This is a genomic window from Blastopirellula marina (assembly GCF_002967765.1).
Lineage (GTDB): Bacteria > Planctomycetota > Planctomycetia > Pirellulales > Pirellulaceae > Bremerella > Bremerella marina_A.
In genome coordinates this window covers 1,216,838-1,232,693 of the sequence record NZ_PUHY01000012.1, presented here as the reverse complement: position 1 = coordinate 1,232,693, position 15,856 = coordinate 1,216,838, and the positions used below count along the sequence as shown (strand labels likewise).

14 protein-coding genes are annotated in these 15,856 nt (G+C 53.0%); 7 read left to right on the top strand and 7 right to left on the bottom strand.

The annotated features are described in order from the left end of the window. The first annotated feature begins 240 nt into the window (after positions 1-240). Together C5Y83_RS21555 and C5Y83_RS21550 are read left to right on the top strand one after the other, a co-directional pair. Positions 241-1,284, top strand: coding sequence for an aldose epimerase family protein (locus tag C5Y83_RS21555; protein ID WP_233207305.1), 1,044 nt, complete (start codon positions 241-243; stop codon positions 1,282-1,284). Between the two features lie 181 nt (positions 1,285-1,465). Further along, positions 1,466-3,919 carry a protein kinase domain-containing protein gene (locus C5Y83_RS21550; RefSeq protein WP_105331790.1) on the top strand — a complete coding sequence of 818 codons (2,454 nt, stop codon included), beginning with the start codon at positions 1,466-1,468 and terminating at the stop codon, positions 3,917-3,919. Between the two features lie 2 nt (positions 3,920-3,921). On the opposite strand, the gene C5Y83_RS21545 is transcribed toward C5Y83_RS21550, so the two are convergent. Then, on the bottom strand, positions 3,922-4,353 hold the full coding sequence (locus tag C5Y83_RS21545) for a SufE family protein (protein WP_199195090.1): 432 nt from the start codon (positions 4,351-4,353) through the stop codon (positions 3,922-3,924). A gap of 53 nt (positions 4,354-4,406) precedes the next feature. Beyond that, on the bottom strand, positions 4,407-4,988 hold the full coding sequence (locus C5Y83_RS21540; RefSeq protein ID WP_105331789.1) for a thioredoxin family protein: 582 nt from the start codon (positions 4,986-4,988) through the stop codon (positions 4,407-4,409). Between the two features lie 14 nt (positions 4,989-5,002). Between C5Y83_RS21540 and C5Y83_RS29475 the strand changes: the two genes are divergently transcribed. Next, the gene (locus C5Y83_RS29475; RefSeq protein ID WP_158262449.1) at positions 5,003-5,170 is read left to right on the top strand and encodes a hypothetical protein; all 168 of its coding nucleotides are present in this window, start codon (positions 5,003-5,005) and stop codon (positions 5,168-5,170) included. Positions 5,171-5,926: 756 nt separating this feature from the next. After that, the gene (locus C5Y83_RS21535; RefSeq protein ID WP_105331788.1) at positions 5,927-6,265 is read left to right on the top strand and encodes a P-II family nitrogen regulator; all 339 of its coding nucleotides are present in this window, start codon (positions 5,927-5,929) and stop codon (positions 6,263-6,265) included. Between the two features lie 178 nt (positions 6,266-6,443). Here C5Y83_RS21535 and C5Y83_RS21530 read toward each other — a convergent pair whose 3' ends face one another. After that, on the bottom strand, positions 6,444-6,839 hold the full coding sequence (locus C5Y83_RS21530) for a GlsB/YeaQ/YmgE family stress response membrane protein (protein WP_105331787.1): 396 nt from the start codon (positions 6,837-6,839) through the stop codon (positions 6,444-6,446). Positions 6,840-7,133: 294 nt separating this feature from the next. On the opposite strand from C5Y83_RS21530, the gene C5Y83_RS21525 reads away from it, so the two are divergent. Both C5Y83_RS21525 and C5Y83_RS21520 read left to right on the top strand, forming a co-directional pair. Then, positions 7,134-7,742, top strand: coding sequence for a hypothetical protein (locus tag C5Y83_RS21525; protein WP_105331786.1), 609 nt, complete (start codon positions 7,134-7,136; stop codon positions 7,740-7,742). Between the two features lie 82 nt (positions 7,743-7,824). Continuing rightward, positions 7,825-8,907 carry a bifunctional transcriptional activator/DNA repair enzyme AdaA gene (locus C5Y83_RS21520; RefSeq protein WP_158262448.1) on the top strand — a complete coding sequence of 361 codons (1,083 nt, stop codon included), beginning with the start codon at positions 7,825-7,827 and terminating at the stop codon, positions 8,905-8,907. Between the two features lie 8 nt (positions 8,908-8,915). On the opposite strand, the gene C5Y83_RS21515 is transcribed toward C5Y83_RS21520, so the two are convergent. From C5Y83_RS21515 to C5Y83_RS21505, 3 genes are all read right to left on the bottom strand, one after another. Then, positions 8,916-10,079 carry an HD domain-containing phosphohydrolase gene (locus C5Y83_RS21515; protein WP_105331784.1) on the bottom strand — a complete coding sequence of 388 codons (1,164 nt, stop codon included), beginning with the start codon at positions 10,077-10,079 and terminating at the stop codon, positions 8,916-8,918. A 56-nt stretch (positions 10,080-10,135) separates the two neighbouring features. After that, positions 10,136-11,272, bottom strand: coding sequence for a response regulator (locus C5Y83_RS21510; RefSeq protein WP_158262447.1), 1,137 nt, complete (start codon positions 11,270-11,272; stop codon positions 10,136-10,138). A 224-nt stretch (positions 11,273-11,496) separates the two neighbouring features. Beyond that, positions 11,497-12,708 (bottom strand): sensor histidine kinase, encoded by a 1,212-nt coding sequence (locus C5Y83_RS21505; RefSeq protein WP_158262446.1) that lies wholly within the window; start codon positions 12,706-12,708, stop codon positions 11,497-11,499. 485 nt (positions 12,709-13,193) lie between these two features. Here C5Y83_RS21505 and ilvA point away from each other — a divergent pair, with 485 nt between their 5' ends. Further along, the gene (ilvA, locus tag C5Y83_RS21500) at positions 13,194-14,786 is read left to right on the top strand and encodes a threonine ammonia-lyase, biosynthetic (RefSeq protein ID WP_105331781.1); all 1,593 of its coding nucleotides are present in this window, start codon (positions 13,194-13,196) and stop codon (positions 14,784-14,786) included. A gap of 6 nt (positions 14,787-14,792) precedes the next feature. On the opposite strand, the gene C5Y83_RS21495 is transcribed toward ilvA, so the two are convergent. After that, a complete protein-coding gene (locus tag C5Y83_RS21495; RefSeq protein ID WP_105331780.1) occupies positions 14,793-15,617 on the bottom strand; it encodes a c-type cytochrome in 825 nt (274 codons plus the stop codon). Positions 15,618-15,856 lie beyond the last annotated feature (239 nt).

Sequence of the window (15,856 nt, the reverse complement as noted above, 5' to 3'; positions counted from 1 at the left end):
GCTAAAACCTATGATTCTCTAGACTTCCGTCAAACGGGATTTGATAATAGACCTCAAAGCACGTCACTCTTGCTTATCCCTTGATGACCGAACAAGTTGTCAGTCTACTAGCCCCAAATGCTTGGAGTTCCGATGATGAAACGCTGCTTCACCCCCGCCGCACTGTGCCTTGCGGCGATTGTTTTTAGTGCCTCCGGCCTTTCCGCCGAAGAGCCTGCAGCCAAAGGAAAAAAGTCCCCCATGAGCGTCACAGCGAGTGAGTTCGGCGATCTGCCGGATGGAACCACGATTGTCAAATACACCGTTGACAACGGAAACGGACTCAAGATGGAGCTGATTAACTACGGCGCCATCATGACGAGCCTGTCGGCCCCAGACAAAGACGGCAAGTCGGAAAACATCAACGTTGGTTTCGACAACCTGGACGGCTACCTGGCCGGGCCTCCTTATTTTGGCGCCACAGTGGGTCGTTACGCGAATCGCATCGCTAAGGGTAAGTTCACCCTCGACGGGAAGCAGTACACCCTGGCGACCAACAACGGCCCCAACAGCCTCCACGGCGGGATCAAGGGTTTTGATAAGGTTGTCTGGGCCTCGAAGAAGATTGAAACCCCGGAAGCGGTTGGTGTTCAGTTCGATTATACCGCCAAAGATGGCGAAGAAGGCTATCCAGGTAACTTGAAGGTTACCGTCAAATATACGCTGACTCCGAAGAATGAGTTGGTGATGGATTACACCGCAACGACCGACGCGAAGACGGTGTTGAACCTAACCAACCACAACTACTGGAACTTGGCCGGTGCCAAGAGTGGTAAGAATTACGATCATCAACTGAAGCTTGAATCGGACAAGTATTTGCCGGTTGATGAAACATTGATCCCGACTGGTGAACTTGCCACAGTTAAGGGAACGCCGATGGATTTCACTTCGTTCAAGGCGATCGGCAAAGACATTCAAGAAACGGGTGGCGATCCGGTTGGATACGATCACTGCTACGTGCTTACCAGCCAGTCGGGCGATCTGGCCCTGGCCGCGACCGTCAAAGATCCGACTTCGGGTCGCGTGATGGAGGTCTGGACCACGCAGCCTGGAATTCAGTTCTACAGTGGTAACTTTCTGGACGGCAGCGAAGCCAACGGTGGCTTGAACCAACACGAAGCGTTCTGCCTGGAAACCCAACATTACCCAGACACACCGAATCAAGAGGGATTCCCATCGGCAACTCTGGAACCTGGCGAAACATTCCACGAAACCACGGTTCACAAGTTTTCTGTGGCCAAGTAAGCGATCTGCTTAAAACGTGAAATCTGAATACGGAAAGGCGGCTCCCCGATGGGAGCCGCCTTTTTTGTTTCGTTTATTGTTCTTGGTTCCGATAAAATTTGGTGCGAAACCTACCCCCATACAGGCCGATGTCATTACCATAAGTCCAAAAGCAACCGACATCGCGAAGTCTCTGGACCCTATGACGCAGCCGAATACGAAAGTCGTTGAACGAATTGCCGCCGAGGCTCGACGCCGTTCCGGTGCGCAACGAGACGCGTTTCTTGAAGATACCTGTGGAACCGATGTCGCTCTGCGTGAACGTGTTGAGCGTCTACTAGCCCCCATTCCGCGCGGGACACTGGTTCCTGGAACCGAAGCAACGCTGACCCACGCTCCGTCCGACGTTCCCTCCAAGCATTCGCTTCACCCACGCAGCTATCGCAATCGGTTACTACCGGCCACCAATTTCATCGTTCACATCTGGGCATCCCGAGTTTATCGCAGTATCGCGATCACGGTCTTCGTGCTGCTAATTATCTTGCTTGGCTTAGGCTCGCGGTACTTGGTGTGGAACGAGTTGCACAAGCTACGTCAACAAGAATTCGAGGCGTTGTTAACCGCCGAGGTCCAAGCGCTAACGCTGTGGATTGACTCTTGTGAAAGCGAGGCCGAGTTGGTCGCGCGAGATCCCGAGATCGTGGATGCGATCGACAGTTTGCTAAAGAAGCATAAGGAACTCCACGAAGAATATTCGGTCGCCGATATTCAACCAGAATTGGCAATCCTAAGAGAACACTTGCCGGAATTCAGCAAGACGGAAGACGAATCGAAACGGTTCATCCAGGCAAATGATCCAATCACCACCTATGTCTACGATCCGAATAAGCCTGGCGAAGTTGAAGGAAGTTTCCGCGCGCAATCAATTACTGAAGATGACGAAGGGGCGTACGTCATCGCCGATACGTTTGGCTTTATCCTGGCCAGTAATCAGGAAGAAAGAATTGGAAAGCCGATTGAGACTGAGTTAGATGGAAAAGTCGCACTAAAAATCATGCGCGGTGAGACTGGATTCCTACCACCGTTGCGTACTAAGTCTCGCCCGAACGAATCGACCTCTGGTGAAAACGCCACCTATGTATGGGCGTACACGGCGATTCAAGAGCCAGGCGAATCCCCTCGCGCGATGCTAGGGCTGGGATATTTTTCGGTTGGCAACTTCACGCGAGCTCTCACGAACATTCGTACCGGGGCTACTGGTGAGGCATATGCCTTCGATGAAAATGGAACGATGCTGACCGAGAGCCGATTCACCGAAGATCTATGGCATCGCAACGTATTACCAGAAGGCACTCCTTCGCGGGCCAATCTCACTCTTGCTCCATCCCAAACGCCGACTCACCCGGGCGGACCTCGAAGGGGGCACGAACACGTCACGCGCCTGGTCAACATGGCACGCGACGGACGAACGGAAGATCTAGATTTCGGAGTAATCCTAGAGCCGTACAAAGGATATACCGGACACGAAGTCGTCGGTGCCTGGCAGTGGCTAGATGATTACGGCTTTGGTGTGGCCTACGAAACGGCTGCCTATGAAGCGTTTAGCCCGTTCACGTATATCTCGATCGGGCAATATGTATTGCTCGGCCTGATCGCGGCATTTGCCGGCATTACGTACTACGCAGCCAACTCGATGGTCTACATGCGTCGAACAATCGGCGAGCACATGGTCGTCGGATCGTATGTTCTTCTGCGGAAGATCGGGGAAGGCGGAATGGGACAGGTCTACTTGGCTCGACATCAAATGCTAAAACGCCCGACAGCCGTAAAACTGGTCCGCCCTGACAAAACCGACCCCGGAATCACAAAACGATTTGAACGCGAAGTGCAGCTGTCCAGTCGCCTGAAGCATCCCAATACCGTCGAGATCTACGACTACGGTAAGACGCCTGAGGATGTCTTTTATTACGCAATGGAGTACTTGGACGGTGTCACGATAGAGGAATTAGTTCGCCAGAACGGTTGGCAATCGGTTCCGCGCGTCTTGTACGTCATGCGACAAGTAGCGGCATCCCTCCGCGAGGCCCATGCGATGGGCCTGATCCACCGCGACATCAAACCGCTCAACATCATGCTGTGTCGCGTTGGGGGCGAGTACGATGTAGCCAAGGTGCTTGACTTCGGACTCGTGAAAAACTTATCGGCTGACGCTGCCGCCACCGTCGTGACCGGAACGACGGAGATCAGCGGGACCCCGATGTACATTCCGCCAGAACGGGTTAAGAACCCGACGCAAGCCGATCCGTGCGTCGATATTTATGCGTTAGGTGCGACCGTCTTTTTCATGCTTACTGGTCGCACGATTCATTTGGCTAATAGTGCCGTGGACGTGCTGGTGCAAATCGTGACCCAGCCAGTACCTTCGGTCCATGAGGCAGCGGATCGAGTGATTCCCGACCAACTTCAAGATCTGCTCACGCGATGTCTTTCCAAAGACCCTGCCCAGCGTCCCCAATCCGCGGAAGAGATCCTGCTGGAAGTCGAGGCCATGCTTGTCGATTTTCCTTGGACTACCGCGGAAGCCAAAGCTTGGTGGGAATCGCATGTTCCCCCCGACAGTTTGGGCGTCTGGGCCGAGACAGCCGATCAGACGTAACGCTACTTCGAGAGCGATGCGATTTCGCCAATGCGGCGGACCATCGAATGCAGTCCATTCGAGCGTGCCGGCACCAAGTGCTTCTCCAACTTGAGCCGATCAAACAAGCCCCGCAGATCGAAATCAAGTATCTCTTGAGGTGTTTTGCCAGAGAGAAGCATCACCAAAATCCCGACTAACCCTTTCACAATGTGGGCATCGCTGTCGGCCTGGAAGATGATTCGTTTCGATCCATCTTCTTCGACGATTTGCGGTACGAGCCAAACTTGGCTTTGACAGCCTTGCACTTTGAACTCATCACGGCGCAGTTCTTCCGGAAACTCGGGAAGTTCGCGTCCAAGCTCGACAATTAGCTTCAGACGCTCTTCCTTGGTTTCCATGAACTCGAAGTCGTCGATCAGCTCTTCTGGGGTCAGGGTAGGCGGTTTGTTCAACGTTCTTCTCTTGGGCAACTCAACATAATTCAAGCGGCGAGGATCAGACTATTTTAGTCTCCGTGCTTCTCACGGAGACGGGCCGACGTCCTCAGGATCCATTGATTTCTTTCAAATTGATCGATCCATTCAGCGAGGACACTTGTGGTCAATGGGTCCATTTGGCCTTCCGTTCCCAGCGAGATGCCCGTGCTGCAGGCGGCGCCGGTCACATTTTCGATAAGCTGACGGTACTTGGCCAGGGTACGATCGCCGTAGAAACCGGTCTGTTGAAAGTCCTCGGTCAGGAACACCGTAACCGGAACTCGGTTACCACCGCAAACTTTGACCAGTTCTTTGAAAGCCTCGTCACAATCGTCTCGATCCACGAAGCGAACTTCGATGTTCGGCGACTCTTCTTCCAATAGCGCAAACATCGGGCACTGGTCCACGCAGTCACCGCACCAAGCCCCAGCCATGCAGAGAACGTGCATTTTGCGAGTAAAACGACTCAGCAGCTCTTTCTGGGCATCGCTTAGCGAAAGGGTATTCCGTTTGACTGCCCAACGTTGCTGCTGATTTTCGTTGCCATATCTGGCGAGATAGTCATTGTAGCTGAGTCCGGAAGCGTAAATCTCTGACCAATCAAGTGTCATGAAGTTCTCGATCGTTGCGAAAGTTGTCGGTCATCGGGAGTGATAAACGTTCTAACCCGAATAATGCGGTTTCTACGGTCTTGGATGCCGCAATCAAGCTGCTGGAAACAAACGTTTTGACGAGCGTCTTCTTCGTCGATCAGATCGTTCCGCTCACCTTGCCGCTGCCATCCACTCACTAGGATGGGAGCCCCTGCCTTAGGAGGCAGCACCTGCGATTATTTTAGGCAGTTCGCGGCATGTCGATCAGGGGCCTATTAAAAATCTACAGGCAAGAAAGTGCCCAAAAACCGGGAAATCAACCCTTTTTGTCGCGATTTATCAACCCACAGCGCAATTGGCACACCGAATGCATCTAATGTAGGGCGAAAGCGAAGGAGACGCGAAACAAGGCACCGCTCTTAGCGACCAACAAGTTTCAGCGACTCCCGGACGCCACCAGATGAGAGTCCTCGCTTTCCCAATCGAACATTCAAATGGGCAACCATTTCTCCGTACAGTGTGGAAGCATGATGGGGTGTTGTTCGTGTGCAGTGGGGCTGCCACGAACGGTAGTCGAGGTTGAGGAGGTTTTGCCTCCTTAACCTCGGCTATTTTTTTGCGCTGATCTCGAGAAACCAAAAGTTTTTCCTGTCAGCATCTTAAGCACTTGCCGCAATTTCTGCTGATTTGTCACGCACGAGATCCTCTGCAAGAGAACTTCCCGGAAAAGTTCGTTTGACGTAACCGACTAAATAATAGACAGTTACAAATAGCAGCAGTCCTTCAATCCTCCGATTGGCATAACGGTTGCAAACGATGCGGGACAACGGACATGAAAGGTCGTTGACGCATCATGCACTCGCTCTCCGCTTGTTTGGTGCATGACTCCGCTGCAGTAGAGCACCAGTTACGAACCTGTCCAAATACGTCACGTCAGTTTGTTGGAGTATGCATTAATGAAGAAGATCGAAGCCGTCGTCCGCCACCACAAGTTGGACGAAATCAAGGAAGCCCTCGTGACCAAAGGGTTTGGTGGCATGACCGCAACCGAAGTCCAGGGATTTGGACGACAAAAGGGACAGACGGAAACCTATCGCGGTGCTGAATACTCGATCGATTTTGTTCCCAAAATCAAAGTCGAAATCGTTTGCACCGACGAACAGTGCCAAGAAATCGTCGACACGATCATCCAGAAAGCCCAGTCGGGGCAGATCGGTGACGGAAAGATTTTCATTTCCGAGCTGACCGACGTCATCCGTATTCGCACCGCCGAAACCGGTTCGTCCGCCATCTAACGCGAGTTCGCGCGTTAACCCAATCACAGCGTTACGACGTAACGTTGCCCCTTGAGATAGCCGACGTGACCCAGCGCACAACCAAGTCACTCTCTCTCTTGGAAGCCGACTCAAAATTTGAGTCGGCTTTTTTTACGCGCGGTCGGAAGCTTAACTCAAAGCGTTCGTCAGCTGAAAGTTAGTAGTGATCAGCATGCTCACGATGCGAGCTACGTCGACGCGACGAATAGAGACGCATGCGGCGCGGTGCCGGCGGCTGACTTTCATCGACCACTTGGCCCGAGAGAAGTCGATAGAAGAACAGGATCAAAAACGCACCGCCAGTTGCCACGGCAAATCCCATCGGACTCAGTGGCGAGACGTGATACCCTTCAAAGCATAACGAGAGAGTTCCACATCCAATAACCGAACCGCCGATTCCCATGGCCATGGTTGCAATTGGACCGCCTGGGTCTTTACCTGGCATGATGGCCTTAGCCAGTAAACCGGTAAGTGTTCCAAAGCCGACCCAAGCCAGCACGAGGTTCGCCCAAGCCTCAAATTGTGAAGACAGTTGGATTGTTTCGTCGCCCATGGTCACCTGTACACTGCTAGCAATGATTCACATAGCTCTCGATAAGATCCGCCTAGAAATAGGTGTCGTCAGGAGATGACCAAAAATTTGCCGATTATGTCAGTCCCGCAAGAAATCGCCCGCAGACCGTGCTGGCAAGAACTAGCAATACCGCAGACGAGGTTATAATGCAGGCTGAAGTGTGCGGCACGAAGGAGTGTTGCCGACCAACCACCCGCCTGGCACTTCAGCCTCGTTCATGATGAACAGGGCCTAATCCTGTAGCCAGTTCGGTATCTGATTTGGAGGTATCCCATGCGACCTCAGCAACTCCCATTCTTGTTTTCGTTGTGTGCGGCAATTTCTCTGGGGTGCACGAACGCATCCACTCCCGACCTCGGCAAAGCGGACAACAACTCTGATCTGCCGAATCCCACGTTATCCCATGTCGTAACTAGACATTTGGGAGAGCAACCAGGTGCGTTTGAGGTGGAAGACGTGACCGGACCAGCAGCTGGGGAATCACTATGCTATCGCTGCCGATACAGCGGCCGCCCCACCGTGGTGATCTTCACGCGGGAAGTCAATGACTCAGTCTCCAGCTTGGTTCAGCAAATTGATCACCAGGTTGAAAAGAATATCGACAAAAAACTCTCGGCTTTCATGGTGGTTCTTGAGAAAGATACGGCTAAGGTCGAACCTGAACTGAAACGCATTCAAGCTTCTCAGGAAATCCGTAACACGCCGCTGACCGTCTACCATGACCCAGAAGGACCGGCTGGTTACAGCCTGTCGCCCGATGCGAAGATTCAAGTCATGATGTGGAACAAGGAAGGGATCAAGGTCAACGAGCCAATTCGTGGTGACCTTTCTCCGGAAGAGATCTCGCAGTTGGTCGCTCAAACCAATACGATTCTAAACTGACGAACTTGATTCCGAATTACTTGTTTCGTTTCCGGTCGTCAAGAAGTTATCGCGTTCGTAAATTGATGGCATGAACGCGATAATGACTCTCCCGACCGAGGCCCAAATGTACAAGGCAATCGTCCAGCGCGATGCCCGTATGGAGGGCGTCTTCTTTGTGGCGGTAAAGACGACCGGCATCTTCTGCCGCCCTGGCTGCAAAGCAAAAACGCCCAAACGTGAGAACGTCGAATTCTTTGCCACTTCCGCCGAAGCACAAGCGGCGGGTTATCGGGCATGTCGTCGCTGCCATCCGCTTGAACTCTCAGGAGCAACGCCTGTGTGGTTGAACGATTTGTTCCAAAGGATCAAGGATGATCCCAATCGCCGCTGGACGAACGGCGATCTTGAATTGCTCGGACTCTCACCGACGCGTGTTCGGCGCTGGTTTCAAGAGCAGTATCAGATGACATTCCATGCCTATCTCCGCACTCAACGGATCGGGCTGGCAGTTGATCGTCTCCGTTCCGGGGAAGACGTGACATCTACGGCGTTTGGAAGTGGCTTCGAATCGCTAAGTGGATTTCGAGATAGCTTGCGAAAATGGGTCGGGGAAACTCCGACAAGTGCGAAGCAAACCGAACCAATATTCACCACCCGTATCTTGACGCCCTTGGGACCGATGCTGGCTGCGGGAGGCGACTCGGGGCTTTGCTTGCTTGAATTCGCCGATCGGAAGATGCTGGCCAAACAGTTTCAACGAATAAGCAGACTGTTCCAGCAGCCGATCCTCGTCGGATCGCACGAAATATTGAACCAAACTGCTCGACAAATTCAGCAGTACTTTCAGGGCGAGCGAACTAGTTTCACTCTTACTTTGCGAATGGACGGCACAAGCTTTCAAACCGCGGTTTGGCAACACCTTCTGGCTATTCCCTATGGTCAAACGGCTTCCTATCGGCAACTTGCCGAACGACTGAAAAACCCGACCGCTGCGCGAGCCGTCGGTCGCGCGAACGGCGATAACCGTTTCGCCATTGTTGTTCCGTGCCATCGCGTCGTACGTAGCGATGGCCACTTATGTGGTTACGCTGGCGGCTTGTGGCGGAAGAAGTGGCTGCTGAATTGGGAACGCCAACATACGAACTCCACGGGCCAAATTCCCTTGCCACTAGGGCCGCCCTGAGGGAGACGCTACGCAGTTGCAACCGGGTCCTTCGCCGGTTCGCAGATAAGCTCTCGCACAGAAATCGGTTGCTGAACACCCTGAGTTCGTTGAAAGTTCTGCAGGCGTTCAATGATCGACTGGTTCACTTCTTGACCTTTGGTAACCAGAATGCCACCATCATTTGTCTTCACATCCTGATCAAAGATCATCCCGAGTTTCAGCTCGGCAATTGTCAGCGACTTGATGACCTCGCTTTCTTGCAAGACCACCCGCAAAGCATCGATCACTTTCGGGTCGTACCACGTTTTACGTTGATTGGCGATCACGTCCATCGTCTGAGTGGCCGAACTGCTCGAAATCAACGCATCGTAGTCGACCAGCACTTTCAGGACTCGCGCACCGAGTGGGATCTCCTCGGCAGGGCCGTCCCCTTTTGGAACGGGTTTATCCATACGACAATTCTGCAGTTCAATGATTCGAGCCACTCCCTTGAGACGTGGAATCTTTCGAACCAAGTTCGCCCCAACAAGCGGGTGCGTATCGACCATTTTCTGCTCTTCTGCCGTTAGCGGCTTCGCACCGTACCATTTCTCGAGTGTCTCTTGAGGAACCGAAACGCAGCCAATCTTCGATAGCATTGCGGCGACTTCCACTTCCCAAGCGTTGGCGATCGAGAGTCGCGAGCATATCTGGCGTGTCAAATGACGAATACGAGACGAGCTGCCGAATGCCGTTGGATTAACCAACGACAAGACTTCTGTCATCAAGCTCACGCTGCCGCCCAAGGTTTTGGAAAGTAGATTGTGTTCAGCCCGAAGCAGTTGATATTGTCGTAAGCCAGCATCGAGTGTCTTAGCAAGCTGCTCTGGCTGGCAAGGCTTATTGAGAAAGTGAAAGATTCGCCCCTCATTCACCGCGACAATTGCCGTGTTTTGATCGGCATTGCCAGTCAGCATCACACGAACCGTATCAGGATGGACTTTCGCGGCGTGCGCCAACACTTGAACTCCGCTCACATCCGGCATCTGCATATCGGAAACCACCACAGCGTAAGCTTCGTCATTTTCCAGACGTTTGATCGCCTGTGCTCCTCCGTCGGCAACTTCCACATCAAACTGTTTTCGCAGGTGCCGCTTGTAACCGTTCAAGATGTTAGGTTCGTCATCGACGAGGAGAACACGTTTAATCATCGTTGGGTCCTTCGAGGCTGTTCGAGAAAGACATATACGAACGAACGCTGCCCACTCTAACCATCAAAATGAGGAGGCGAGATCGGATTGGTGATGCACTTCGGGAGCACATTTTTACGGCGCAGCACGTTAGCAACATGCACGGCAGTCACCGGCATGAAGTTCCCATCCGATTCGTAAGTCCGATGTGATCGGAAAGAACCGACTGCCTCACAAATCGGAGAAGGCAATCCCCACAAACTCAAGAGATAACTGCCAACCTCCGCGTGACTGGTCCCAAACACTTCTCGCTCGGCTGCCCACAAGCTTTTGCCTTCCAACTGCGCAAGCCGGACTGCTTCCTGGTAGGAACCGGGCATGGAACTCGCGAGCACGATCTTGCCGATATCGTGCAGCATTCCGGCCAGCCAAGCATCATCGATTGTTCGTTGATCGGAGGTTTCGAGTTCGGCGATCATTCGCGCGCACTCGGCAACTTCGCGACTATGACGATTGAGTTCCTCCAGGGAGAATCCCTCGATATCGGCAAAATCAACTGGCTGAAAAATACCTGCGGATAAGACAAGCTCACGCAACAGGTTCACGCCTAATAAAGAAGCTGCCTGTTCTGGCGTACTCACACGCTGAGGCTGACCGAAGAATGATGAGCTCACCAACTGGAGTATCTTCGCAGTCATTCCAATATCGCTGGCGATCAGACTGCCTAAACGTTCAATGCTAGGATAAGGATCCGAAAGTTCATGCAACAGTTGTTCGTAGACCGGAGCCTGGCAGGGAGCGGCTCCCATCTGCGAGACAATCCGTTTGATGCCTGCATCGGGCAGCCGATTCCTCAACACGCTTGATTGCGAGACAACCGTTGTCAGACGCAACGCATCACATGGCTTGGTAAGGTAAATGTGTGTGGTCGCCATCGAACGCAAAATACGATCTGGTTCGGACTGCCCCGAGAGAACAATGCGCACGATCGAAGGCCACCGGTCGCGAGCGCGACTGAGAAGCTCCGCGCCATCGATCCCTGGCATTCGCATGTCGGTCACAACCACATCAAATGGCTTTTGCTCAAGCTTCTGAATTGCTTCCTCTCCACCGCTGGCAAAATCCATATCCCATCGGTCGCGCCGTCCATGCAGCATTCTACGCAGCGCTGATAACACATTATCCTGATCATCAACAAATAATATCTTGGTCATGTGATCCTCAACCTCCGCCGCCCGTGTAGAAGAGCACGAACGACGACGATAAGTATTGAAAAGAATGAATCTTGAAAACCGAAAGAAGACATGAACGAGTCGCGCTAAGGCAAAGCGCGAAAACATACCGATCGCAACTACCGACTAAGCGGCATCTACGAAACTTACTACCGGTATGGAGGCAGTGCGATAGCCGAACCGTGGCTTGATTTTCATAGCGGACATCACGCGGCCACCTCGCACGCTAGAGGTAGGCGAATAAAAAAGGTAGTCCCCTTTCCTTCCTCCGTGACGAAGTCGATCTCGCCTCCATGCTTCTCCACGACAACTGCGTAAGAGATCGCCAGCCCTTGGCCGGTTCCTCTCCCGACTGATTTGGTCGTGAAGAAGGGGTCGAAAATCCGTCGACGTGCCGATTCGGGAATACCCGTTCCAGTATCCTTCACAAAGATCTCAGCATGGCGTCCGTTTCGTCTTGTTCCGATCGTAATCGTTCCACGTTCGCCCGATTCTTTGTCGAGCGTGTCTTCTATCGCGTGCGAGGCGTTCACGATCAAGTTCAACAGGACTTGGTTCAACTCGCCTGGCAAGCAGGAGACTTCTTCCAGTGTTTCATCAAATTCGGTCACCATATGGGCGACGTATTTCCACTCGTTGCGGGCCACAGATATCGTCGTTTCCACCGCATCCTTGAGATTGATCCGCGACTTGGTCGAAACCCCAGGATGCGAGAACTCTTTCATCGCGCGGACGATCTTGGCAACTTGCTCCACCCCGCTCAACGACTGATCGATCGCAAGTGGAATCTCTTCGCACAGGTAATCAATATCCGCTTGCTGAATCGCCTCTTCCAGGCCTGCGATGATCTTCTCGTCGACCGGTCCTTTCCGCGCGGCATCCAACAATGTGTTGAACTTTTGCAGGACGCATTTGATGTCTTGAAAGGCATCCTTCAGGAAGCGAGTGTTGTCGCTGACATACTGCGTTGGTGTATTGATTTCGTGCGCAATTCCGGCTGCGAGTTGTCCGACCGATTCAAGTTTCTGCGATTGAGTGAGCTCCATTTGCAGGTTGATCATCTTCTCGCCAACTTTGATTCGGGCGAGTAATTCGGCTTCGCGAAACGGTTTGCAAACATGATCGCTTGCTCCTGCCTGAAACGCATGCAGAATGTCGTCGGGCTTATCCTTTGAGGTCAGCAAGATCGCGTACACCCAGTTTGCCACGCGTTCCTCTCGCATCCGACGACAGATATCGATGCCACTTAAGCCAGGCATCATCCAATCCAGCACCGCCAGGCGTGACTCACCGCGTGTGATCGCTTCCCAAGCCTGGATGCCATCTTCGCAGGCAATCACGTCGTACCCCGCTTCTTCAAGCGTGTCCTTCAGCATTGCGCGCACCAAGGCGCTATCATCGGCAATCAGGATTTGCATAGGAGCCGTCATCTATCCAACACGAATGGGGGCTTCGGAGTTTGAGCACGCGAAAGAATCAAACCATAACGGCGTCGCCAAACGACGAGCGACCGAATCAGCTAAGTACGTTTCGTACGTACCCTACTACCTTTGGTCCGCGAGCAAACTCGCCCAGAGCACGAGTTGGATTGAGAGAGCATGCCAAAGGACTTTTCATCACGCCCATGCACCAACAGGTCGTCAAGTTCGCGACTTGCTTTCGCAGTTCAGGTGTATGAAAAATCTTGTTAAGCATTGTTGTAATGACTTGCGTCCGCCATTAGCCGAAAAGGCTCCACTAGCCCCATCTCTAAGAGCAATTCTGTGACACAATCAAATAACAGGTCTTGTGACGAGGGCTAAAACGATATCGCTTGCAGGAAACCACATCGATTACGATCTCGCTGCAAGCAAAGTAACGATTGTGACGACTGGACCATCGGGCCCTCTTCGCTTCCAATGGAATGATGAACGAAGCACCCAAACCCAACCCGCGTCTTAACTCCCCTTCGATCCGAGGCCTTGTCGGCGATGGCACTCACTTGGGCCTGTTCGACTATCTGCAAAAGATCCTCAATGCCCAGGTCTACGAAGTCGCTCACGAATCGGCACTAGAACGAGCCGAGAAGCTTTCGGCTCGCTTGAAGAATGACGTCTGGCTGAAACGCGAGGATAGCCAGAAGGTCTTCAGCTTCAAGCTACGTGGTGCCTACAACAAGATGGCCCAGCTCATGCCAGAGCAGCTTGAGCGGGGTGTCATTTGTGCCTCAGCCGGCAACCACGCCCAAGGCGTCGCACTGGCGGCCAGCTACCTCGGTTGTCAGGCCACGATCGTCATGCCGAAGACGACACCAAAGCTGAAAATCGACGCAGTAAGATCGTTCGGTGGTACGGTCGTCCTGCATGGCGAAAGCTACACCGATGCCTACCAGCATGCGGTTCAGCTGAGCACCGCGAACGAGCTGACCTTCGTCCACCCCTTTGATGATCCCGACGTGATCGCGGGGCAAGGGACGATTGCCATGGAGATTTTACGGCAACATCAAAAGCCAATTCATGCGATCTTCGTGGCGATCGGCGGGGGGGGCATGATCTCCGGAGTTGCTGCTTATATCAAAGCGGTACGTCCGAAGATCAAAGTAATCGGTGTACAAACCACCGACTCGGACGCGATGGTCCAAAGTGTTAAGCAAGGGGAGCGTGTCCAACTGCGAGACGTGGGACTATTCTCCGATGGTACCGCGGTGAAACAAGTAGGCGAAGAGACGTTCCGCATCACGAAAGCTTTGGTCGATGACTTTGTCGTCGTCGATACCGATGCTGTTTGTGCGGCAATCAAAGACGTGTTTGAAGACACGCGTAGCATCCTGGAACCGGCCGGTGCCCTCAGCGTGGCAGGCCTCAAACAATATGCCGCCAAGCATAAGCTGGAAGAGGAAACGCTCGTCGCAATTACCTGCGGAGCGAACATGAATTTCGATCGCTTGCGTTTCGTGGCCGAGCGGGCCGAGGTAGGTGAAGATCGGGAAGCGCTCTTCGCCGTGACTATTCCTGAGCAGCGAGGCAGCTTTAAACGCTTGTGCGAGCTTATCGGAGCGCGAGCGGTTACAGAATTCAACTATCGTATCTCCGATTCCGCGAAGGCCCACGTCTTCGTTGGCTTGGCAGTCAGCAATCGGGAAGAAGCGAACAAAATCGCAGACGAACTTCGCTTGCAAGGATTCGACACGATCAACTTAACCGATGACGAGCTCTCCAAGTTGCATGTGAGGCACTTGGTGGGAGGACATAGCAAGCTGGCTGCCGGCGAGCGTCTCTACCGATTCGTATTCCCTGAACGCCCCGGCGCATTGATGCGTTTCCTTTCCGCGATGCCAACGGATTGGAATATCAGTCTGTTCCATTATCGAAGCCAAGGATCGGACTACGGACGGATTTTGATAGGCCTGCAGATCCCCAGCGATGCCACGACTGCTTTGCAAGATTTCAGCGAGAGCATTGACTATCCATTTGTCGAAGAAACCGACAATCCGGTTTACAAATTGTTTCTCAGCTAAACGGGTCTAACGCTGGCCATTGTATTCGCCCAAGCGTTCCGGCTTGGGTAAGTGCTCTTCCAGCTTGAAATGGGGGCGCTCGTGGCTGTTCACATAGGCGGCGATATCGGCCGACTCTTGATCGGTCAAAATCGGATCGCCAAGCGGCATGGCCACCTTCAGCCAGGAACCTAACTTATCGACGCGGCTCAGGCCTGCTCCGTCGTTATAAGAATCATTGCCCCACACGGGTGGACCATCAGCGGTACCTTCGCCATCCTGACCATGGCAGTCCAGGCAATGCGTTTTATAGAGCAACTTGCCTCGTTCTGCACTCGCCTGTTTCCAATCGACTTTCAACTCGCGAATGTGACGGGGACCGAGTGACTTCTCATGATTCATTTGGATCTTGCTACCGGAGGACAGCCAAGTGATATAAGTGGTGATGGCGACCGATACTTCACTTCCAACGGGCGGACGTGTTCCGTTCTGGCTGCGCATGAAACAATTCAAGACACGATCCTCTAGCGTGATCGCCCGCTTCTCGCGTGGCGACCAGGCGGGATAGGCAGAAGCAGTTCCCAGGAAGGAACCTGCCTGAGGATCAGTCCCTCCCTCTAAGTGACACGAAGTACAGTTCAGCTTATTTCCGACATACGCTTTCGAGAGAGGGTGCTCGCTGGTGTCGTAAACGATCGCTTCTCCTAAACGGACCACTTCACCCAGCGGACCTGGCGGGTAACCATCGGGAGCACCGGGTGTTTCTTGTGCCGATACTTGGCTGGCCATCCCGATAATTCCCAAACTCAAAACCGCTGCCAGATGGATGGTCGTCGTCACTTTGCCAATCATTCCGTTTCTCTAGATCAAAAAGTTCACACGTGGTGCGGTGAATCATTCCGAGTTTTGCCATCTGATTCGGTGAAATGGTTTACATACGGACATAGAAATCTTGCATAGCCCGATGACTAACAATGAGCAAAATCGAAATGGCAAGCCGCAGTCGCTTCGGAGCACCTAGCCACGGTACGTTCGCCTCGCGTCGACTGCAGATTGATTAACGGAACGCGGGAAGAGACTGAACCTCTGCT